The sequence below is a fragment of the Mycobacteriales bacterium genome (genome assembly GCA_035995165.1).
Taxonomy (GTDB): domain Bacteria; phylum Actinomycetota; class Actinomycetes; order Mycobacteriales; family CADCTP01; genus CADCTP01.
This window is the reverse complement of record DASYKU010000096.1, coordinates 121,794-141,000: the sequence shown is the minus strand read 5'-3', so window position 1 is coordinate 141,000 and position 19,207 is coordinate 121,794. Positions and strand designations below refer to the sequence as shown.

Sequence of the window (19,207 nt, the reverse complement as noted above, 5' to 3'; positions counted from 1 at the left end):
GTCAGGGGCCGGCGCGCCCGTCCCGGGGACCGAAGGCGAGGTGGTCGCGCAGCGGGCCGGTCAGCTGCGCCGCGGCCCAGGGCACGACCGGGTCCGGCGGGTCCGGGGTCGCCTCGACCAGCTCCCGATCGCCGTTGCCGCGGACCCAGACCACCCGCTCGCCGAGACCGAGCAGCCGCTCCAGGACCGGCACCGGCAGGGGCCCGGCGGCGACGTCGCCGGTGACCACGATCCGGTCGACCGCGCACCCCGCGACCTCGGTGAGGACCGCCTCCAGGGCGGGCAGGTGGCCGTGGACGTCGGAGAGCACCGCGACTCTCATAACCTTCATCCTTGACCAGGTAAAACCCCGCCGATTAGGCGTGTTCGCGCTCGGCGCAGGATGCAGACTGGTCACGTGACTGACTTGGGTTGGCCGGAACTGCTCATCGTGTGCGTGATCGCCATGATGCTGTTCGGCACGAAGAAGATGCCGGAGATCGCCCGCTCGATGGGCCGGTCGATGCGGATCGTGAAATCGGAGCTGCGCGGTTTGCGCGAGGACGACATCGCGGCCCCCGCCCCCGCGCCCGCACCGGCTCCGGCCCCGGCCGCCGCGGTGCAGCCGATCGTGATCGAGCCGGTCGCGCCGGCCGGCCCGATCGCCGCGCCCTCCTCGGTCCGGGACGACACCCCCACGCGCTGACCCGGGTCCCGTACGGGCCGGCTGGGTCCGATGGGACCGGCTCAGGCCCGGCGGGTGGCGTCGGTGACCTCGCCGACCAGCTCCTCCAGCGCGTCCTCGAGCATGACCACGCCGGTCAGCCGGCCCGCGCCGTCCACTACCTGGGTCAGGTGGGCCCCGGTCGTCTGCATCTGCCGCAGCGCCGCCCGCAGCGGTGAGCCCGCCCCGACCTGGGGCAGCGACCGGATCACCGTGGCCGGGATCGGCGACTCCCGGCCGGGCGCGTCGAGCAGGTCCTTGACGTGGACGTACCCGCGCAGCAGCGGGCCGTCGGCGATCGGGAAGCGGGAGTAGCCGGTCGCCGCGACCAGCTCCTCGACCTCGGCCGGCGTCACCGTCGCCGGCACCGTGACCAGCGACGAGACCCCCACGACGATCGCGGCCACGGTGCGTTCCTCGAACGCCAGCGCCTCGGCCAGCAGCCGCTCCCGGCGCGGCTCCAGCAGCCCCTCCCGGCGGGACTCGGCCAGCAGCCCGGCCACCTCCTCCCGGGTGAACGCGCTGGTCACCTCGCCCTTGGGCTCGACCCGCAGGATCCGCAGGCCCAGGTTGGCCAGCGCGTTGAGGACCACGATCACCGGCCGGAGCACGAGCACCAGCCCGGCCAGCGGCGGCCCGAGCAGCAGCGCGGCCCGGTCCGGCCCGGCCAGCGTGAGGTTCTTCGGCACCATCTCGCCGATCACCACGTGCAGGAACACCACCACGGCCAGCGCGACCGCGAACGCCACCGGGTGCCGCAGCGACCCGGGTAGCCGCAGCCAGCCGAAGACCGGCGCCAGCAGGTGCGCGACGGCCGGCTCCCCGAGCGCGCCGAGGCCGAGCGAGCAGACCGTGATGCCGAGCTGGGCGCCGGCCATCATCAGCGAGACCCGCTCCACCGCGTGCAGCGTGATCCGCCCGGCCCGGGTGCCGGCCCGCTGCTCCAGCGCCGACCGGCGGGCCGAGATCAGCGCGAACTCGGCCCCGACGAAGAACGCGTTCGCCGCCAGCAGCAGGATCGCGACCAGGATCGCGGTGCCGTCGCTCACGCCGACACCTGCACCTGGTCGACCCGGAAGCCGTCCATCGCCAGCACGCTCAGCCGGACGCCGGGCAGCTCCAGCAGGTCGCCCGCGGCCGGGATCCGGTCCAGGTGCGTGGTGACCAGGCCGCCGAGCGTCTCGTACCGGCGGACGTCGCGGGGCAGCTCGATCCCGGTCAGCTCGGCCACCTCGTCCGGGCGCAGCAGGCCGGAGAGCACCCACTCGCCGCCGGGCAGCTGCCGGGCCGGCCGCTCGGCCGGGTCGTGCTCGTCCTGGACCGGGCCGACGAGCTCCTCGACCAGGTCCTCCAGGGTGACCACGCCGGCCGTCCCGCCGTACTCGTCGACGACGACCGCGAGCTGCAGCCCGCGCCGGCGCAGCTGGGTCAGCAGCGCGTCCAGCTCCAGCGTCTCCGGGACGAACAGCGGCGGCTGCATCACCGCCCGGACCGGGGTCTGCGCCCGCAGCGGGAACGGGACCAGCGGAACGTGCTTGGCGTGCACGACGCCGACCACGTCGTCCAGGCCGTCCTCGCCGAGCACCGGGAACCGGGACCGGCCGGTGTCCCGGGACGCCGCCACGACCGCGGTCAGCGGGTCGTCCGCCTGGACCGTGGCCAGCCGGAACCGCGGGGTCAGCACGTCCCGGGCCCGCTTGTCCGGGAACGACGCCGAGCGCAGGAACAGCGTCGCGGTGTCCTGGCCGAGCGTCCCCCGGTCGGCCGAGCGGCGGACCAGCGAGACCAGCTCCTCCGGCGACCGGGCAGAGGCCAGTTCCTCGGCCGGCTCCACCCCGACCGCCCGGACCAGCCGGTTCGCAGTCCCGTTGAGGACGGTGATCACCGGCTTGAACGCGGCCGTGAACGCGCGCATGAAGCGCTGCACGGCCCGCGCGGTCGGGATCGGCCGGGCGATGGCGACGTTCTTCGGGATCAGCTCGCCGACCACCATCGTGGCCGCGGTCGCCAGCACCAGCGACACCGTCACCGCGACACCCCCGGCGGCGCCCGCGGAGATCCCGAGCGCGGTCACCGGCCCCTGCAGCAGGGACGCGACGGCCGGCTCGGCCAGGAAGCCGACCAGCAGGTTGGTGATCGTGATGCCGAGCTGGGCCCCGGACAGCTGGGTCGACAGCCGGTGCAGCGCGGTGAGCACGCCTTCGGCGCCCCGGTCGCCCTGCTCGGCGGCCCGCTCGATCGACGCCCGGTCGACGGTCACGAACGCGAACTCGGCCGCGACGAACACCCCGCAGGCGACGATCAGCCCGATGCTGAGCAGGACCAGCAGCCACTCGATCAGCACGGGGCGCCGCTGTGGCAGGGGTCGTCGGTCACCCCGCGGAGTTTAGCGAGTGGTCGTCATGACGCTCCGTCACTACGCCGGGGGCGGTGTCAGCTCGGTCAGCCGCCAGTGGTTGCCGAACGGGTCCCGGAAGCCGGCGTCGATGCCGTAGAAGCGGTCCTCCGGCTCGTCGACGAACTCGACCCCCAGGGCCTTGAGCTCGGCGGTGGTCCCGCGGCAGTCGCGGGTGACCAGGCTGCCGGGGCCGAGGAAGCCCTTGGCCACCAGGTTGCGGAGCTCGTCCGCGGTGGCCTGGTCCATCGCCGGCGGCCCCGGTACGGCCAGCATCAGCGGCACCTCCGGCTGCAGCGGCGCGGTCACCAGCACGAACCGGACGCCGTCCTCCCGCACGTCGGTCTGCAGCGCGAAGCCGAGCTTGCCGACGTAGAAGTCCAGGGCCTCGTCCTGGTCGTAGACCCAGATGCAGACCAGCCCGATGCGGTCGATCATCGTGTTCTCCTCCGGTGGGGTGCCCAGAACCTAGGGCGCGGCCGGTGCGGGTGGCTTCTCCGTTCGCGCTCGGACGGCGGCGTCGAGGGCCTGCCGCATCGCCTCCACCGGAGCTGTCCGGCCGGTCATCAGGTCGACCTGGGCCGCGGCCTGGTGCAGCAGCATGGTCAGCCCGCTCACCACCGTGGCGCCGCCGGCCGCGGCGGTGGCGGCGAACCGGGTCGGCCAGGGCGCGTAGACCACGTCCAGCACGACTCCTCCGACCGGCACCAGCTCGTCGGCGGCGCCGGCCGGCAGCGTGGAGATCACCAGGTCCACGGCGGGAACGGGGCCGGGCAGTCCGGCCCGCAGGTCGAGCTCGGCGCCGAGGCGGTCCGCGGTCGCCCGCAGCTCGCCGGTCCGGCCCACGTCCCGGACCAGCACGACCGGGTTCGTGATCCCCAGCGTGACCAGGGCGGCCAGCGCCGCCTGGGCGGTCCCGCCGGCGCCGAGCAGCACGGCCGAGCGCGGCGACTGCGTGCCCGCCTCCCGCAGCGCGGCCGCGATCCCGGCCACGTCGGTGTTGTACGCCGTCCGCCGCTCCCCGAGCAGCAGCGTGTTCGCCGCCCCGACCGCGTCCGCGAGCGGGTCGACCTCGTCCGCGGCGGCCAGCCCGACGCGCTTGAGCGGCATGGTCAGCGACAGCCCGGCCCACTCCGGCCCGAGCCCGGCCAGGAACCCGGCCAGCTCGTCCTCGCCGCAGTCGACGGCCGTGTACGCCCAGTCCGCCAGCCCCAGCGCCGCGTACGCCGCCGAGTGCAGCACGGGCGAGAGCGAGTGGCCGACCGGCCGGCCCAGCACCGCCGCGCGCATCAGCTGTAGTCGAAGAAGCCGCGGCCGCTCTTGCGTCCGAGCCGGCCGGCCTCGACCATCCGGCGCAGCAGCGGCGGGGCCGCGTACAGCGGCTCCTTGAACTCCTCGTACATCGAGACCGCGACGGCGGCGGTGGTGTCCAGGCCGATCAGGTCGGTGAGCGCGAGCGGTCCCATCGGGTGGTTGGCGCCGCCGACCATCGCCGCGTCCACGTCCTCGGCGGTGGCGACCCCGGCCTCGACCATCCGGATCGCGGCGAGCAGGTAGGGCACCAGCAGCGCGTTGACCACGAACCCGGCCCGGTCCTGACAGAGCACGGTCCGCTTGCCCAGCCGGTCCTCCGCGAAGGCCCGGGCGGTGTCCACACTCGACTGTCCGGTGAGGAGGGAGGGGACCAGCTCGACCAGCGGCAGCACCGGCACCGGGTTGAAGAAGTGCATGCCCAGCACCCGCTCCGGGTGCTCGGACGCGGCCGCCAGCCGGGAGATCGGGATCGAGGAGGTGTTGCTGGCCAGCAGGCAGTCCGGCCGGACCAGTCCGGACAGCTCGCGGTAGAGCGCGGTCTTGGTCGGCTCGTCCTCGACGATCGCCTCGATCACCAGGTCCCGGTCGGCGAGATCCGGGAGCGAGGTGGTGGTCCGGACCCGGGCCAGCGTCGCGTCCCGATCGGCCTCGGACAGCGTGCCGCGGGACACCGCGCGCTCCAGCGAGGCCGCGATGCGGGAGCGGCCCTTCTCGGCCAGCTCCGCGGTCACCTCCCGGATCAGCACGTCGCAGCCGCTGCGGGCGGCCACCTCCGCGATGCCCGCACCCATGATCCCGGACCCGACGACCCCGACCGCCTCCATGGCCGACAGTCTGCCGCAGCCGTCACCGGCCGCCGGCTCGGGTACACCGCCTTGGGTACGCTGCCGCCGCGTGAGCACTGTGTTCGTCCTCAACGGCCCGAACCTCAACCTGCTCGGCGCGCGGAGCCCGCTCATCTACGGCAGCTCCACCCTCGCCGACGTCGAGCGGCTGTGCCGGGAGACCGCGGCCGGGCTCGGCCTGGACGTCGACTTCCGGCAGACCAACCGGGAGGGCGAGCTGGTCGACTGGCTGCAGGAGGCCGGGGCCGCGGTGGCCGCGGGCAGCGCCATCGGCGCGGTGCTCAACCCGGCCGCGTACAGCCACACGTCGATCGCATTGCCGGACGCCATCGAGGGGGCGAGCCTGCCGCTGATCGAGGTGCACATCTCCAACGTGCACCAGCGGGAGTCCTTCCGGCACCACTCGTACGTGTCCCCGGTGGCGGCCGGGGTGATCGTCGGGATGGGCGTGACCGGCTACCAGCTCGCCATCCGCGGACTGCACGCGCTGCACGGCTAGACCATGATCCCCGATACCGCCGTCGGCCTGCTGCTGCTCGTGGTGGCGGTGCTGCCCGGGCTCACCTACACGCTGGCCTTCGAGCGCCAGGCCGGGTCGTACGGGGTGACGCTGGCGGACCGGACCCTGCGCTTCATCGCGGTCTCGGCGGTCTTCCACCTGATCGCGGCCTGGCCCGAGTACTGGGTCTGGCGGATGACGCTGGGGGAGGACCACAAGATCCTCTCCGGCGAGTTCGCCGTCCTCTGGGTCGCCGCGGTGCTGCTGCTGGTGGTGCCCGCGGTCACCGGCAGCCTGGTCGGGCTGGTCTACGTGCACCGCGACGAGCGGCCGCGCTGGCAGCAGGAGGTGCTGCGCTGGACGATCGGCCCGGAGCTGGCCCCGCGGGCCTGGGACGACTTCTTCTCCGAGCGGCCGGCCACCTACCTGCGGGTCCGGACCGTCGACGGCACCACCCACGCGGGCCTGTTCGCCTCCCAGTCGTACGCGGCCGGCTTCCCGCAGGCGCCCGATCTGCTGCTGGAGGAGGCCTGGAGCCTGGACGCCGAGAGCGGGGAGCTGCTGGACTCGCTCGGGTATCCTCTGTACATAGCGCCGGGTCAGATCGCCTGGATGGAGATCGTCCCTCCGCAGCGCTCAGGGAGTGACCATGGCTCGTCGGAGGCCGTACGCGGCGAACCCCGAGAAGGATCCGGGGCTGAGTGACAAGCGCGGTGGCTACACCGGGGGAGCCGAGGCCCGGGACGTGCCGCCGCCGGCGAAGGTCCCCTCGGCGTACCAGCCGGTCGTGAAGGACACCGACCGCTAGTCGCCATCCGCCTGACGGCGGGACGCATGCCCTCCACCCGACCGGGTACGGCATTGCCCATCCCGACGACAGGAGCGGCGATGGACAGCACCCGCTACAGCGGTGCAGGACTTGGCAAGACGCTGGGCTGGGCGAGCTTCGCACTCGGAGCCCCCTTGCTGGCGGTCCCGGGCGGGGTGGCCCGGGCGATCGGCCTGGACGACACGCCCGGCACCCGGGCACTGGCCCGGGGCGTCGGCGCCCGCGAGCTCGCGGCCGGCGCGGGCATCCTCGCGCAGTCGCGCCCGGTGCCGGGGCTCTGGGCACGGGTCGCCGGCGACGGGATGGACTTGGCCCTGCTGGTCAGTGGCCTGCGCTCGGCGCGCGACCGGCGCCGGCTCGGCGTCGCGCTGGGCGCGGTGGCCGGCATCGCGGCGCTGGACGTGCTGGCCGCGACGAAGCTGAGCCGCCGGACGCACCCGAGCCGGACCAGCGACGGCGGCGAGTTCACGGTGCGGGCCGGGGTGACGGTCAACCACCCGGCCGAGGAGGCGTACGCGCTGTGGCGTGATTTCGCCCGGCTGCCCGAGTTCATGACCCATCTGCGCTCGGTCTCCGCCGACGGCACCCACTGGGTGGCCGAGGCGCCGGTCAAGGACGCGGTCGAGTGGGACGCGACGATCACCGCCGACGAGCCCGGCCGGCTGCTGGCCTGGCGCTCGGCGCCGGGCGCGGACGTGCCCAACTCCGGGTCGGTCCGGTTCGCCCCGGCCCCCGGCGGCCGCGGCACCGAGGTCCGGGTCGAGCTGACCTACGAGCCACCGGCGGGCCGGGTCGGCAACGCGGTCGCCCGGCTGCTGGGCCAGGAGCCCCGTCAGCAGGTGACCGACGACCTGCGCCGCTTCAAACAGATCCTGGAGACCGGTGAGGTGGTCCGGTCCGACGCTAGCCCGCAGGGCGCGAAGGCCGGCCGGCTGGCGAAGCAGCGGCCCGGACAGCCGGTCGGCGAGGGGAGCAGGGCATGAGGGCGAACTGCTGGATGGGCCGCAACAAGCTCGAGGTCCGTACGGTCCCGGACCCGGAGATCGTCAACGCCAGGGATGCGATCGTGAAGATCACCTCCACCGCGATCTGCGGCTCCGACCTGCACCTCTACGACGGCTACATCCCGACCATGCGCAAGGGTGACGTGCTCGGGCACGAGTTCATGGGCGAGGTCGTCGAGCTCGGCTCCGGCGTCGCGAACCTGGCCGTCGGCGACCGGGTGGTCGTGCCGTTCCCGATCGCCTGCGGGTCCTGTTACAACTGCGAGCGCGAGCTCTACTCGGTCTGCGAGAACTCCAACCCCAACGCGGCGATCGCCGAGAAGCTGATGGGGCACTCGCCGGCCGGGATCTACGGCTACTCGCACATGCTCGGCGGCTACGCCGGCGGCCAGGCCGAGTACGCGCGGGTCCCGTTCGCCGACGTCGGCCCGATCAAGATCGAGTCGAACCTGACCGACGAGCAGGTGCTGTTCCTGTCCGACATCTTCCCGACCGCGTACATGGGCGCGGACATGGCGGTCAGCCCGGGTGACGTGGTCGCGGTCTGGGGCGCCGGGCCGGTCGGGATGTTCGCGGCGGCCAGCGCGAGGCTGCTCGGGGCCGAGCGGGTCATCGTCATCGACCGGTTCGACTACCGGCTGGACCGGGTGGCCAAGAACACCGGCGCGGAGACGATCAACTACGCCGACGTCGCCGTGCTGGACGCGCTGAACGAGCTGACGGCCGGCCGGGGTCCGGACGCCTGCATCGAGGCGGTCGGGCTGGAGGCGCACGTCGGCAACCCGTTCGTGCACGCCTACGACCGGGTCAAGCAGGCCGCCCGGCAGCAGACCGAGCGGCCGGAGGCGGTGCGGGAGGCGATCCTGGCCTGCCGGACCGGCGGCACCGTCTCGATCATGGGCGCGTACGGCGGCTTCGCCGACAAGTTCCCGCTCGGGCAGCTGATGAACAAGTCGCTCACCATCCGGACCGGGCAGTGCCACGTGCAGCGCTACCTGCGCCCGCTGCTGACCCGGATCGAGGCCGGCGAGATCGACCCGAGCTTCGTGGTCAGCCACCGGATGTCGCTGGAGCAGGCGCCGGAGGCGTACGAGATGTTCAAGAACAAGACGGATGACTGCACCAAGGTCGTGCTGGCTCCGTAGGCCGGCTGGCCGGACCGCCGGAAACCCCCCGGCGGTCCGGCCAGCTCCCACCCTGACGCGTCCTCGTACACCGTGAGGTGTACGTTCGCTCCCGTGACCCGGACGAACATCGACATCAACGACGATCTGGTCGCTCGGGTGATGCGCCGGTTCAATCTCCCCTCGAAGCGCGCGGCGGTCGACCTGGCCCTGCGCCGGCTGCTCGGCGAGCCGATGACCCGCGACGAGATCCTCGCCCTGCAGGGCGTCGGCTGGAGCGGTGACTCCGAGGCGGTCCGGCGGGCCGAGGCGGACGAGCTCGGGTGATCCTCGTCGACACGTCCGCGTGGACGGAGTACCTGCGCGGCACCGGGTCCGGGGCGCACTTCCGGCTGCGGGAGCTGCTCGCCGCGGACGCCGTCCTCGGCACCACCGACGTGATCCACATGGAGCTGCTGGCCGGCTCCCGGACCGAGACCGACGACCTGCAGCTGCGCCGGATGCTGGCCGCGATGGACCACGTCCCGGTCGACCCGGTGGACTGGGAGACCGCGGCCCGGCTGCACCGGACCTGCCAGCGCAACGGCGAGGCCGTGTGGGCGCTGACCGACTGCCTGGTCGCCGCGGTGGCGATCCGGATCGGCGCGCCGGTGCTCGCGCACGATCGCGACTTCGTGCTCCTCGCCCGCTACACCGATCTCGAGCTCGCCTGACGGTCAGGAACCGGAGAGGATCCGCAGGATCGTCCCGTGCAGGGCGCCGTTGCTGGCCAGGGCCGACCCGCCGGCCGGCCCGCGCCGCCCGCGCAGGTCGGTGAACGCCCCGCCCGCCTCCTCGACCAGCACGGCCAGCGCGGCGAGGTCCCAGAGCGACACCTCCGGCTCGGCCGCGGCGTCGACCACCCCCTCGGCGACCATCGCGTGCTGCCAGAAGTCGCCGTACCCGCGGCTGCGCCAGACCTGGCTGTCCAGCGCCAGCAGCCCGGCCTCGCCGCCGGGCCCGTGCGCGTCCCAGCCGTGCAGCGAGGAGTACGCGAAGCTGGCGTCGGCCAGCTCGGCCACGCCGGAGACGTGCAGGTGCCGGGGCTCGCCGCCGAACACCGACAGCCAGGCGCCCTGCCCGCGCGAGGCCCACCAGCGGCGGCCGAGCGCGGGCGCGCTGACCACGCCGACGTACACCTCGTCCGCCTCCATCAGCGCGATCAGCGTCGCCCAGACCGGGACGCCGCGGACGAAGTTCTTGGTGCCGTCGATCGGGTCCACGATCCAGCGCCGGGCCCCGCCGCCGCTCTCGCCGTACTCCTCGCCGACGATCGAGTCGCCGGGCCGGCGTTCCTGGAGCTCCGCCCGGATCGCCCGCTCGACCGCGCGGTCGGCATCGGTCACCGGCGTCCGGTCCGGTTTGGTCTCCACGTGCAGGTCGAGCGCGCCGAACCGGCTCGTGCTGAGCGCGTCGGCGGCGTCGGCCAGGGCCAGCGCGAGGGTGAGATCGTCGTCCGGGGCCGGGAAGTCCTGGGACTCGGTCACGGGCGGCAGGTTACCGTCGCGCCCGTGAGCAGCTCGTCCAGTGGTGTCGTCGGCCTCCTCGCCGAGCCGGAGCGGTTGCGGGTGGTCTCCGCGCTGGCCCTCGGGGCGACGACCATCCCCGAAGTCGCCGCCGCGAGCGGCCTGGATCCCCGCGCGGTCGTCCGCGCGTTGCGCCGGCTGGAGCGCGGCGGCCTGGTGAGCCGGGAGAAGGACCAGCTCACCCTGCACGCCGACCGGTTCAGGGAATCGGCCCGGGAGGCCGCCCCGGCCGAGCCCGGACCGCCGCTGTCGGACGACCCCGCCACCGACGCGGTGCTGCGGGCATTCACCCGGGACGGGCAGATCACCTCGTTCCCGGGGCAGCGGACCCGGCGCCGGCTGCTGCTGGAGCACGTCGCCGCGATCTTCGAGCCGGGCGTGCGCTACCCCGAGAAGGACGTCAACGCGATCCTGCGGTCCTGGTACGGGGACTACGCCGCGCTGCGCCGCTACCTCGTCGACGAGCTGCTGCTGGACCGGGCCGACGGGCTCTACTGGCGCATCGGCGGCCCGGTCGCGGTCGACCCGCCGGCCCCGGACCTGGCCGGCGAGCCGGTCGAGCGGTTCCAGCGCATCGCGGCGTACGCGCTGCTGCGGGACGAGGACCGGGTGCTGCTGACCCGGCTGTCCCGCAACGCGTACAAGGGCCGGTGGACACTGCCCGGCGGCGGCCTCGACTTCGGCGAGCGGCCCACCGAGGCCGTCCTCCGGGAGGTGTACGAGGAGACCGGGCTGACCGTCCGGGTCGAGGAGCTGCTCGACGCCGACGCCGAGCGCTTCCGCCAGATCGGCCGGGTCGGCCTGTACGAGGCCCACGCCGTGCGCTTCCTCTACCGGGCCACGGTCCTCGGCGGCACGCTGCGGGTGGTCGAGGTCGGCGGCACCACCGACGACGCCCGCTGGTGGCCGCTGTCGCAGCTGCCGGAGCTGACCCCGTTCGTGCACCGGGTGCTGACCACCGGCCGGCTCAACCCGTAGCGCTCTTCGCGTCCAGGAGGCGGCGGAAGGACTCCAGCCGGCCCAGGGTCGAGTTGCCCTCGGCGACGTACTGGTCGAGATGGCAGCCCTCGGCGGCGGAGCGGTGGGCGCAGTTGGGCGGGCACTCCTCGGCCCCCTCGGCCAGGTCCGGGAACGCGGCCAGCAGATCGGCCGCGGTGATGTGACCGAGCCCGAACGAGCGGATGCCGGGGGTGTCGATCACCCAGCCGCCCTGCGGCAGCGGCAGCGCGACCACCGAGGACGAGGTGTGCCGGCCGCGGCCGATCGCGCTGACCACGCCGGTGGCCCGCTGCGCGTCCGGGATCAGCGCGTTGATCAGCGTCGACTTGCCCACCCCGGAGTGCCCGACCAGCACGCTGGTCCGGCCGACCAGCCGGTCCCGCAGCTCGGCCAGGTCGCCGCTGCGCTCGGTCGCGACCGCCGGCGTGCCCAGGTCCGCGTACGCGGCCAGCAGCTCGTCCGGGGAGGCCAGGTCGGCCTTGGTCAGGCAGAGCAGCGGGTCGAGCCCGCCGACGTACGCGGCGACCAGGAAGCGGTCGATCAGGCCCACCCGCGGCGGCGGGTCGGCCAGTGCGGTGACGACGACGAGCTGGTCGGCGTTGGCGACCACGATCCGCTCGTACGGGTCGGTGTCGTCGGCGCTGCGGCGCAGGACGGTCCGCCGCTCCTCGACCCGCACGATGCGGGCCAGCGAGTCCGGGCCGCCGGACAGGTCGCCGACCACCGCGACCCGGTCGCCGACGACGACCGAGCCCCGGCCGAGCTCGCGGGCCTGGATCGCGGTCAGCCGGGTGTCGCCGACGATCACGGTGTAGCGGCCGCGGTCGACCGCGACGACCAGCCCGGGCTGGGCGTCCTCGTGCTTGGGCCGGGTCCGGGTCCGCGGCCGGGACCCGCGGCCGGGGCGGACCCGGACGTCGTCCTCGTCCAGCCGGCTGGAGTCCGTATGCCGGTACGCGCGCTCCCAGCCCGGTGCCGCCGGGCCCGGCCGCCGCCGCCGACTCAGTGCGGCGCCCCGGCCGGGGCGGTGCCGAGCATGCCGGTCCACCGGTCCACGAAGTCGGGCACGGTCTTGCCGGTGGTCGCGACGTTCTCGACCAGCACGCCGTCGACGGCCAGCCCGAGCACGGCCGCGAACATCGCCATCCGGTGGTCCTCGTACGTGTGGACGAGGCCGCCGTGCAGCGGCCTCGGCACGACCCGCAGCCCGTCCGGGGTCTCGTGGCACTCGCCGCCGAGCCGGGTCAGCTCGGCCGAGAGCGCCCGCAGCCGGTCGGTCTCCTGCCCCCGCATGTGCGCGATCCCGTAGAAGGTCGACTCGGTGCCGGCCAGCGCGGCCAGCGCGGCCAGCGCCGGCACCAGCTCGGTGCAGTCGGCCAGGTCGGCGTCCAGCCCGAGCAGCGCGGTCCCGGCGGTGGTGGTCAGGCCGTCGTCGTCCACCACGCAGGACGCACCCATCGCCCGCAGCAGCTCCGGCAGCCGGCCGCCGGGCTGGTCCGAGCGGCGGGGCCAGCCCGGGATCCGCACCCGCCCGCCGGTCGCGACCGCGGCCACCACGAACGGCGCCGCGCTGGACAGGTCCGGCGGCACCACGAGCTCGCCGCCGCGCAGCGGTCCCGGCGCGACCGTCCACTCGCGACCGTCCGGGCTCGCGGTGACGGTGGCGCCGGCGTCGGCCAGCATGTGCGTGGTCATCGCGATCTGCAGCGCGCTCGGGGCCGGGCGGGCGCCGGTGTGCCGCAGCACCAGGCCCTCCTCGTACCGCGGGGCGGCCAGCAGCAGGCCGGAGATGAACTGGCTGGACTCGGTGCTGTCGATCTCGGCCGTGCCGCCCTTGACCGAGCCCCGGCCGTACACGGTCAGGGGGAGGGTGACGTCGTCGACCTCGGCGCCGAGCTGGCGCAGTCCCTCGACCAGCGGGGCGAGCGGGCGGTGCCGGGCCCGCGGGTCGCCGTCGAAGCGCACCGGCGCGTCGGCCAGCGCGGCCAGCGGTGGCACGAACCGCTGCACGGTGCCGGCCAGGCCGACGTCGACGCTACCGCCGCCGCGCAGCCGGCCCGGCGTCACCAGCCAGTCGGCGCCGTCGTCGGCGATCCCGACGCCGAGCGCGCGCAGCGCCCCGGCCATGAGCAGGGTGTCCCGGGCCCGCAACGGGGTGCGGACCCGCGACGGCTCGGTGGCCAGGGCGGCCAGGACGAGCGCGCGGTTCGTGACCGACTTCGAGCCGGGAACGCTGACCACCGCGTCGACGGGAGCGGTGGCGCGCGGGGCGGGCCAGGGTGCCGTCATGGCCCACATCCTGCCGCACCGCCTCAGTACGGTGGAGCACATGTGCGGTCGTTACGTGGCCAAGCGCGGTCTGGACGACCTGGCCGCCGAGTTCGAGGCCGAGGACGCGCTCGGCTCGGCGCTGCGTCCGGACTACAACATCGCGCCGACCGACCTGGTCCCGGTCGTGGTGCTGCGGCACCGCTCGGGCGACCGGGAGGGGCCGCGGGTCCGGCAGCTGCGGGCGGCCAAGTGGGGGCTGGTGCCGTCCTGGGCCACCGACACGAAGCGCGCGGCGAAGCTGATCAACGCCCGGGCCGAGACCGTGACCGAGCTGCTGGCGTTCCGCTCGGCCGTGCGGCGGCGGCGTTGCCTGGTCCCGGCCGACGGCTGGTACGAGTGGGCGCCGCTCGCCGACGGCCCCGGCAAGCAGCCGACGTACCTGACCCCGGCCTCCGGCGACGTCATCGCCTTCGCCGGCCTGTACGAGATCTGGGGCCCGGACCGGCTGCTGACCAGCTCGATCGTGACGACCGCGGCGGCCGGGCCGCTGGCCGCCGTGCACCACCGGATGCCGCTGATGCTGCCGCGGGCGTCCTGGCCGGCCTGGCTGGACCCGGACCGGGAGGAGGTCGGCGACCTGCTCATGCCCGACCTGTCGCTGGTCGAGGGGATTGAGCTGCGCCCGGTCGGCCCCGCGGTCGGCACCGTCGCCAACGACGGGCCCGGCCTGATCGAGCGCGCGACGACGGCCGAGGCGACAGCGCCGACGCTGTTCTGAGGCCACTACGTCGCTGTTCGTCGTGCTGCACCGGCTGGGGCCGCGGCGGACCTCGGCCGCCGGCCTGCTCGCGTACGTGGGCGGGACGGCGGCCTCCGCGCTCGCGACCGGGCCCTGGGCGTACGCGGCCGGGCGGCGGGATCGGCAGCGGGCTGCTGGCCGTGTACGGGGTCAGCGCGGTGATCCGGGAGCTGCACGAGGCGACCCGGGCCCGGGTGGTCGCCGCGGCCTCGGCGATGTGGATCCTGCTCACCGACGGCTACGGTACGAGCGTGGCCAGGGCGGCGGTCGTGCTCAGCGCCGCGCCGCTGGCGTGGGCGGTGACCACCCTGGCCGGCCTCACCCCGGCGTACGCGGCCTTCGCCGTGGTCCTGGCCGCCGGCGCCCGCACCGCCACCCGCGCCCGGACGCCGGTCCCGGCATGACCCGCGCCCGCCGCCCCCGCCTGACCGGGGGTACTGCGACCGTGCCGACGCCGCAGGGGGACGCGACGGTGACGCTGGACGTCCCGGCCGGGACGCCGCGGGCGCTGTTCCTGCTCGGGCACGGCGCGGGTGGCTCGATCGAGTCCCCGGACCTCGTCGCGGTGACGAGGGCCGGCGTGGCGATGGGCCTCGCCGTCGCCCGGGTGACCCAGCCGTACCGGGTGGCCGGGAAGAAGAGCACCCCGCGCCCGCCGGTCCTGGACGAGGCCTGGCTCGCGGTCGCCGCCGCGATCCGCGTCGACGGCCTGCCGCTGGTGGCCGGCGGACGCTCCAGCGGCGCCCGGGTCGCCTGCCGGACGGCGACCGAGCTCGGCGCCGCCGCGGTCGTCGCGCTGGCGTTCCCGACCGCGCCGCCGCGGACACCGGAGAAGGACCGGCTGGCCGAGCTGGCCGCGCCCGTCGTCCCGGTGCTGGTCGTGCAGGGCGGGCAGGACCCGTTCGGCGTCCCGCCGGAGGCCCCGGGCCGGACCGTGGTCACGATCGCCGCGACCCACACCATCCGCGGCGCGGCGGCGAGCGCGGCGGCGACCGCGGTGACCGACTGGCTGGCTACCGTGCTCGGGTGATCTACCCGATCGCCCGGGACCTGCCCGGCACCCTCAGCACGATGCCGGCCCCGCTCGGCGGTGCCGGCCTGGACGACGCGCTGGCCGAGCTGCGCGCGCAGGGCGTCGACATGGTCGTCAGCCTGCTGCCCCCGGGCCAGGCCGCCGCACTGGAGCTGGACGGGGAGGCGGCGGCCGCGGCCCGGGCCGGCCTGGGGTTCCGGTCGCTGCCGATCGACGACTTCGGCGTCCCGGACCGGGACGCGTTCGCCGCGCCGCTGCGGGCGCTGGGCGCGGCCCTCGACGACGGCCAGCACCTGGCGATCCACTGCTGGGCCGGGATCGGCCGGTCCTCGCTGGTCGCCGCCGCGCTCCTGGTGCTGCGCGGCGACGACCCGGCGACGGCCTGGGACCGGGTGGCCGCCGGCCGCGGCGTACCGGTCCCCGAGACCGAGGCCCAGCGCCGGTGGGTCTACGGGCTAACCCCGTAGCCCCGGGAAGTCCTCTTCGCGGAACTCGGCCGGCCGCCGCCCGGCCGCCCCGTTCCCGGCCGCCTCGTTCTCGGCCCCGCGCAGCTCGACCCGGCGGATCTTGCCCGAGATCGTCTTCGGCAGCTCGGTGAACTCGATCCGCCGCACCCGCTTGTACGGTGCGAGCTGCTCCCGGCAGTGCCGCAGGATCGCCTCGGCCGTCGCCGCGTTCGGCTCGTAGCCGGCCGCCAGCGTCACGTACGCCTTGGGCACCGCCAGCCGGACCGGGTCCGGCGCCGGCACCACCGCCGCCTCCGCCACCGCCTCGTGCTCGACCAGCACGCTCTCCAGCTCGAACGGCGAGATCCGGTAGTCCGAGGCCTTGAACACGTCGTCGGTGCGGCCCACGTACGTGATGGTGCCGTCGTCGTTGGCCCGGGCCACGTCGCCGGTGTGGTACCAGGCGTCGTCCGAGACCGGCGCCAGGTGCCCGTGCTCGTCCCGGTAGCCGGTCATCAGCGCGACCGGGGCCGGGTCCAGCCGCAGGCAGACCTCGCCCTCGACGCCGACCTCGCCGCTGACCGGGTCGACCAGGTCGACGACGTAACCGGGCAGCGGCCGGCCCATCGCGCCGATCGTGATCTCCACGCCGGGCGGGTTGCCGATCTGGGCGGTCGTCTCGGTCTGCCCGTACCCGTCCCGGACGGTGAGGCCCCAGACCCGGCGGACGTGCTCGATGACCTCGGGGTTCAGCGGCTCGCCGGCGCTGACCAGCTCCCGCATCGGGACGTCCCACTGGGCCAGGTCCTGCTGCACGAGCATCCGCCAGACCGTCGGCGGCGCGCAGAGCGTGGTCGCGCCGCACCGGACCAGCGTGTCCAGCAGCGCCGGGGCCGAGAACCGGCCGGTGTCGTGCACCAGGACGGTGGCGCCCGCGTTCCAGGGGGCGAACAGGCAGGACCAGGCGTGCTTGGCCCAGCCCGGCGAGGACACGTTGAGGTGCACGTCGCCCGGCTGCAGCCCGATCCAGAACATCGTGGACAGGTGCCCGACCGGGTAGCTGGTGTGGGTGTGCTCGACCAGCTTGGCCCGCGCGGTCGTGCCGGAGGTGAAGTAGAGCAGCAGCGGGTCCGCGCCCCGGGTCGGCTCGTCCGGGTCGAAGTGCTCCAGCGAGGTCTCGGTGTCCGAGTACCGCAGCCAGCCCTCGACCGGCTCGCCGACCGCGATCTTGGTGTAGCCGCCGTGGATGTCCGCGAACAGGCCGGTGTCGGCGCTGGCCGAGACGACCACGTCGACGTGACCGCGGTCGATCCGGTCGGCCAGGTCGGCCGGGCGCAGCAGCGTGCTGGCCGGGATGACCACGGCGCCGATCTTGGCCGCGGCCAGCATCAGCTCCCACAGCGGCACGGTGTTGCCGAGGAACAGCAGCACCCGGTCGCTCTTGCGGACGCGCTGCTCGCGCAGCCAGCCGGCCACCTGGGTGGACCGCCGGGACATCTCGGCGAAGCTGACCTGGGTCTCGCCCTCGGCCGTGACCAGCCACAACGCGGTCTGGTGGGGCCGCTCGACCGCGAGCACGCCGTCGAACCAGTCGATCGCCCAGTTGAACTCGTCCAGCTCCGGCCAGCGGAACTCCCCGTACGCCTTCGCGGGGTCGTCGCGGTGCTCGAGCAGGAAGTCGCGCGCGGTGCGGAACGCCTCTGTCGCCGTCACCCGGTCACCCAATCACGACCCGGCGATCGGCGCGACGGTGGCCGCCGCGACCCGGACCAGGTCGGCCGGGGCGAGCGAGACCTGCAGGCCACGACGGCCGGCGCTCACGTAGACCGTTTCCCACTGCGTGGCCGAGGCGTCCACCACCACCGGCAGCCGGGACCGGTGCCCGAGCGGGGAGATGCCGCCGGTGACGTACCCGGTGGCCCGCTCGGCCGCGGCCGGCTCCGCCATCGCCGCCTTCTTCCCGCCCAGGGCCGCCGCGATCGCCTTCAGGTCGAGCGAGCCGGTGACCGGGACGACGCCGACGGCGAGCCTCCCGTCGAGGGTCACGACCAGCGTCTTGAACAGCCGCCCGGGCTCGACCCCGAGCGCCTGCGCCGCCTCCGAACCGTACGAGGACGCTCTCGGATCGCGCTCGTACGGATGCAGCTCGTGCGGCACCTTCTGCCTACTCAGCAGTGCCGTCGCGGGTGTGCCCTGCCCTGCCACGGCGCTGACCATACGGAATGCGTGGCCGGAAGAGGACGTTCGAGAATTCGTGACACTGTCCGAGACGACCGAGCGCCGGGATGACCCCCGGGCCTGGCCCGAATGGAACCCCGGGGCGACCACGCCGGGCTGGCCGGCGACCACCCGCGTATCCTCGCGGTCCGGGGGAACTGCCCCCGTGACGACGGGAGGTCCGGTGGCGGAGGAGACCGCGGAGGCGCACGAGACCGCTGAACAGCGGCGTGCGCGCTTCGAGCGGGACGCGCTTCCGTTCCTGGACCAGCTCTACGCGGCCGCGATGCGGATGACCCGCAACCCGGCCGACGCCGAGGACCTGGTGCAGGAGACCTTCGTCAAGGCCTTCGCCGCCTTCCACCAGTTCCAGGAGGGCACCAACCTCAAGGCCTGGCTCTACCGGATCCTGACCAACACGTTCATCAACTCCTATCGCAAGCGGCAACGCCAGCCCCAGCAGTCCAGCTCCGAGAACATCGAGGACTGGCAGCTCGCGGCGGCCGAGTCGCACCAGTCGACCGGGCTGCGCTCGGCGGAGATGGACGCGCTGGACCACCTGCCCGACTCCGACGTCAAGGACGCGTTGCAGCGGCTGCCGGAGGACTTCCGGCTCGCGGTCTACCTGGCCGACGTGGAGGGTTTCTCCTACAAGGAGATCGCCGAGATCATGGGCACGCCGATCGGGACCGTGATGTCCCGCCTGCACCGGGGCCGGCGGGGCCTGCAGCGGCTGCTCGGGGACTACGCTCGGGACCGCGGCCTGGTCCGCGCGAACGCGACGGAGGAGGAAGCGTCGTGAGCTGCGGCGACCCTCACGAGACCGACTGCGGTGAAGTGCTGGCCGAGGTCTTTCTCTACCTCGACGGGGAGATGACCACCGAGCGCACCGAGCGGATCCGTGTGCACCTGGACGAGTGCTCCCCCTGCCTGCGCAAGTACGGCGTGGAGCAGGAGGTCAGGGCCCTCGTCGCCCGCTGCTGCGGCGGCGACCGCGCACCCGACACGCTGCGCGACCGGGTCCGGATCCGGCTCCGCGAGGCCGTCGTCGTCGAGTCGACGACCGTGGTGGAGTACCGGATCGACTGAGCGGCTCCACTGAGCGGAGGCCCGGCGCGGCGGTGTCTGGACCGGAGCGCCTGCCGGCCCGCCGCTGCGCCAACG

At 74.5% G+C, this 19,207-nt stretch carries 25 protein-coding genes; 14 read left to right on the top strand and 11 right to left on the bottom strand.

The window, feature by feature from the left end:
- Nucleotide 1: 1 nt before the first annotated feature.
- Nucleotides 2–322: a metallophosphoesterase family protein gene (locus tag VGP36_16620; GenBank protein ID HEV7656340.1), complete on the bottom strand. Its 321-nt coding sequence runs from the start codon at nucleotides 320–322 to the stop codon at nucleotides 2–4.
- Between the two features lie 75 nt (nucleotides 323–397).
- On the opposite strand from VGP36_16620, the gene tatA reads away from it, so the two are divergent.
- Nucleotides 398–685 (top strand): twin-arginine translocase TatA/TatE family subunit, encoded by a 288-nt coding sequence (gene tatA, locus VGP36_16615; GenBank protein HEV7656339.1) that lies wholly within the window; start codon nucleotides 398–400, stop codon nucleotides 683–685.
- A 41-nt stretch (nucleotides 686–726) separates the two neighbouring features.
- On the opposite strand, the gene VGP36_16610 is transcribed toward tatA, so the two are convergent.
- The 5 genes from VGP36_16610 to VGP36_16590 all read right to left on the bottom strand — a co-directional run bounded on the left by VGP36_16610 (nucleotide 727) and on the right by VGP36_16590 (nucleotide 5,236).
- A complete protein-coding gene (locus tag VGP36_16610; protein HEV7656338.1) occupies nucleotides 727–1,752 on the bottom strand; it encodes a hemolysin family protein in 1,026 nt (341 codons plus the stop codon).
- Nucleotides 1,749–3,047, bottom strand: coding sequence for a hemolysin family protein (locus VGP36_16605; protein ID HEV7656337.1), 1,299 nt, complete (start codon nucleotides 3,045–3,047; stop codon nucleotides 1,749–1,751). The genes VGP36_16610 and VGP36_16605 overlap by 4 nt, the downstream gene beginning before the upstream one ends.
- A 72-nt stretch (nucleotides 3,048–3,119) precedes the next feature.
- The gene (locus VGP36_16600) at nucleotides 3,120–3,536 is read right to left on the bottom strand and encodes a VOC family protein (protein HEV7656336.1); all 417 of its coding nucleotides are present in this window, start codon (nucleotides 3,534–3,536) and stop codon (nucleotides 3,120–3,122) included.
- A 30-nt stretch (nucleotides 3,537–3,566) separates the two neighbouring features.
- Nucleotides 3,567–4,388, bottom strand: a complete 822-nt coding sequence (locus tag VGP36_16595; GenBank protein HEV7656335.1) for a shikimate dehydrogenase — start codon at nucleotides 4,386–4,388, stop codon at nucleotides 3,567–3,569.
- Complete coding sequence (locus tag VGP36_16590; protein HEV7656334.1) at nucleotides 4,388–5,236, bottom strand: 3-hydroxybutyryl-CoA dehydrogenase; 849 nt, start codon at nucleotides 5,234–5,236, stop codon at nucleotides 4,388–4,390. The genes VGP36_16595 and VGP36_16590 overlap by 1 nt, the downstream gene beginning before the upstream one ends.
- A gap of 70 nt (nucleotides 5,237–5,306) precedes the next feature.
- Between VGP36_16590 and aroQ the strand changes: the two genes are divergently transcribed.
- The 6 genes from aroQ (at nucleotide 5,307) to VGP36_16560 (ending at nucleotide 9,426) form a co-directional block, all read left to right on the top strand.
- Complete coding sequence (aroQ, locus tag VGP36_16585; GenBank protein HEV7656333.1) at nucleotides 5,307–5,756, top strand: type II 3-dehydroquinate dehydratase; 450 nt, start codon at nucleotides 5,307–5,309, stop codon at nucleotides 5,754–5,756.
- Nucleotides 5,757–5,759: 3 nt separating this feature from the next.
- Complete coding sequence (locus VGP36_16580) at nucleotides 5,760–6,461, top strand: DUF6338 family protein (protein HEV7656332.1); 702 nt, start codon at nucleotides 5,760–5,762, stop codon at nucleotides 6,459–6,461.
- A gap of 183 nt (nucleotides 6,462–6,644) precedes the next feature.
- The gene (locus VGP36_16575; GenBank protein ID HEV7656331.1) at nucleotides 6,645–7,568 is read left to right on the top strand and encodes an SRPBCC family protein; all 924 of its coding nucleotides are present in this window, start codon (nucleotides 6,645–6,647) and stop codon (nucleotides 7,566–7,568) included.
- On the top strand, nucleotides 7,565–8,734 hold the full coding sequence (locus VGP36_16570) for a zinc-dependent alcohol dehydrogenase (GenBank protein HEV7656330.1): 1,170 nt from the start codon (nucleotides 7,565–7,567) through the stop codon (nucleotides 8,732–8,734). The genes VGP36_16575 and VGP36_16570 overlap by 4 nt, the downstream gene beginning before the upstream one ends.
- Nucleotides 8,735–8,827: 93 nt before the next feature.
- Nucleotides 8,828–9,040 carry a type II toxin-antitoxin system VapB family antitoxin gene (locus VGP36_16565; GenBank protein HEV7656329.1) on the top strand — a complete coding sequence of 71 codons (213 nt, stop codon included), beginning with the start codon at nucleotides 8,828–8,830 and terminating at the stop codon, nucleotides 9,038–9,040.
- Nucleotides 9,037–9,426 carry a PIN domain nuclease gene (locus VGP36_16560; protein HEV7656328.1) on the top strand — a complete coding sequence of 130 codons (390 nt, stop codon included), beginning with the start codon at nucleotides 9,037–9,039 and terminating at the stop codon, nucleotides 9,424–9,426. Before VGP36_16565 ends, VGP36_16560 begins: the two co-directional genes overlap by 4 nt.
- A 3-nt stretch (nucleotides 9,427–9,429) precedes the next feature.
- Here the strand turns inward: VGP36_16560 and hisN are convergent, their stop codons facing one another.
- Nucleotides 9,430–10,239: a histidinol-phosphatase gene (hisN, locus tag VGP36_16555; protein HEV7656327.1), complete on the bottom strand. Its 810-nt coding sequence runs from the start codon at nucleotides 10,237–10,239 to the stop codon at nucleotides 9,430–9,432.
- A 24-nt stretch (nucleotides 10,240–10,263) separates the two neighbouring features.
- Between hisN and VGP36_16550 the strand changes: the two genes are divergently transcribed.
- Nucleotides 10,264–11,256, top strand: a complete 993-nt coding sequence (locus VGP36_16550) for a DUF2087 domain-containing protein (GenBank protein HEV7656326.1) — start codon at nucleotides 10,264–10,266, stop codon at nucleotides 11,254–11,256.
- Here the strand turns inward: VGP36_16550 and rsgA are convergent.
- Together rsgA and aroA are read right to left on the bottom strand one after the other, a co-directional pair.
- The gene (gene rsgA, locus VGP36_16545; GenBank protein ID HEV7656325.1) at nucleotides 11,246–12,208 is read right to left on the bottom strand and encodes a ribosome small subunit-dependent GTPase A; all 963 of its coding nucleotides are present in this window, start codon (nucleotides 12,206–12,208) and stop codon (nucleotides 11,246–11,248) included. The genes VGP36_16550 and rsgA overlap by 11 nt on opposite strands.
- Nucleotides 12,209–12,279: 71 nt before the next feature.
- Entirely contained in the window at nucleotides 12,280–13,566 is a 1,287-nt protein-coding gene (gene aroA, locus VGP36_16540; GenBank protein ID HEV7656324.1) for a 3-phosphoshikimate 1-carboxyvinyltransferase, read from the bottom strand.
- Between aroA and VGP36_16535 the strand changes: the two genes are divergently transcribed.
- The 4 genes from VGP36_16535 (at nucleotide 13,565) to VGP36_16520 (ending at nucleotide 15,847) form a co-directional block, all read left to right on the top strand.
- Entirely contained in the window at nucleotides 13,565–14,326 is a 762-nt protein-coding gene (locus VGP36_16535) for an SOS response-associated peptidase (protein ID HEV7656323.1), read from the top strand. The genes aroA and VGP36_16535 overlap by 2 nt on opposite strands.
- Before the next feature lie 161 nt (nucleotides 14,327–14,487).
- The gene (locus tag VGP36_16530) at nucleotides 14,488–14,751 is read left to right on the top strand and encodes a hypothetical protein (GenBank protein ID HEV7656322.1); all 264 of its coding nucleotides are present in this window, start codon (nucleotides 14,488–14,490) and stop codon (nucleotides 14,749–14,751) included.
- Between the two features lie 41 nt (nucleotides 14,752–14,792).
- The gene (locus VGP36_16525) at nucleotides 14,793–15,377 is read left to right on the top strand and encodes an alpha/beta family hydrolase (GenBank protein HEV7656321.1); all 585 of its coding nucleotides are present in this window, start codon (nucleotides 14,793–14,795) and stop codon (nucleotides 15,375–15,377) included.
- A complete protein-coding gene (locus tag VGP36_16520; GenBank protein HEV7656320.1) occupies nucleotides 15,374–15,847 on the top strand; it encodes a hypothetical protein in 474 nt (157 codons plus the stop codon). The genes VGP36_16525 and VGP36_16520 overlap by 4 nt, the downstream gene beginning before the upstream one ends.
- Here VGP36_16520 and VGP36_16515 read toward each other — a convergent pair.
- The gene (locus VGP36_16515) at nucleotides 15,836–17,539 is read right to left on the bottom strand and encodes an AMP-binding protein (protein ID HEV7656319.1); all 1,704 of its coding nucleotides are present in this window, start codon (nucleotides 17,537–17,539) and stop codon (nucleotides 15,836–15,838) included. The two genes, VGP36_16520 and VGP36_16515, sit on opposite strands and share 12 nt — an antisense overlap.
- A 12-nt stretch (nucleotides 17,540–17,551) precedes the next feature.
- Nucleotides 17,552–18,031 (bottom strand): Cys-tRNA(Pro) deacylase, encoded by a 480-nt coding sequence (gene ybaK / locus VGP36_16510; GenBank protein ID HEV7656318.1) that lies wholly within the window; start codon nucleotides 18,029–18,031, stop codon nucleotides 17,552–17,554.
- A 178-nt stretch (nucleotides 18,032–18,209) separates the two neighbouring features.
- Between ybaK and VGP36_16505 the strand changes: the two genes are divergently transcribed.
- Complete coding sequence (locus VGP36_16505; protein ID HEV7656317.1) at nucleotides 18,210–18,845, top strand: sigma-70 family RNA polymerase sigma factor; 636 nt, start codon at nucleotides 18,210–18,212, stop codon at nucleotides 18,843–18,845.
- Nucleotides 18,842–19,132, top strand: a complete 291-nt coding sequence (gene rsrA, locus VGP36_16500; GenBank protein HEV7656316.1) for a mycothiol system anti-sigma-R factor — start codon at nucleotides 18,842–18,844, stop codon at nucleotides 19,130–19,132. The genes VGP36_16505 and rsrA overlap by 4 nt, the downstream gene beginning before the upstream one ends.
- Nucleotides 19,133–19,207: the final 75 nt, after the last annotated feature.

Bases quoted from the DNA above. Each gene is read 5' to 3' on its own strand.
- VGP36_16620 (HEV7656340.1), bottom strand. From the start codon at position 322: ATGAGAGTCGCGGTGCTCTCCGACGTCCACGGCCACCTGCCCGCCCTG.
- VGP36_16600 (HEV7656336.1), bottom strand. From the start codon at position 3,536: ATGATCGACCGCATCGGGCTGGTCTGCATCTGGGTCTACGACCAGGAC.
- VGP36_16595 (HEV7656335.1), bottom strand. From the start codon at position 4,388: ATGCGCGCGGCGGTGCTGGGCCGGCCGGTCGGCCACTCGCTCTCGCCC.
- VGP36_16590 (HEV7656334.1), bottom strand. From the start codon at position 5,236: ATGGAGGCGGTCGGGGTCGTCGGGTCCGGGATCATGGGTGCGGGCATC.
- VGP36_16580 (HEV7656332.1), top strand. From the start codon at position 5,760: ATGATCCCCGATACCGCCGTCGGCCTGCTGCTGCTCGTGGTGGCGGTG.
- VGP36_16575 (HEV7656331.1), top strand. From the start codon at position 6,645: ATGGACAGCACCCGCTACAGCGGTGCAGGACTTGGCAAGACGCTGGGC.
- VGP36_16570 (HEV7656330.1), top strand. From the start codon at position 7,565: ATGAGGGCGAACTGCTGGATGGGCCGCAACAAGCTCGAGGTCCGTACG.
- VGP36_16535 (HEV7656323.1), top strand. From the start codon at position 13,565: ATGGCCCACATCCTGCCGCACCGCCTCAGTACGGTGGAGCACATGTGC.
- aroA (HEV7656324.1), bottom strand. From the start codon at position 13,566: ATGACGGCACCCTGGCCCGCCCCGCGCGCCACCGCTCCCGTCGACGCG.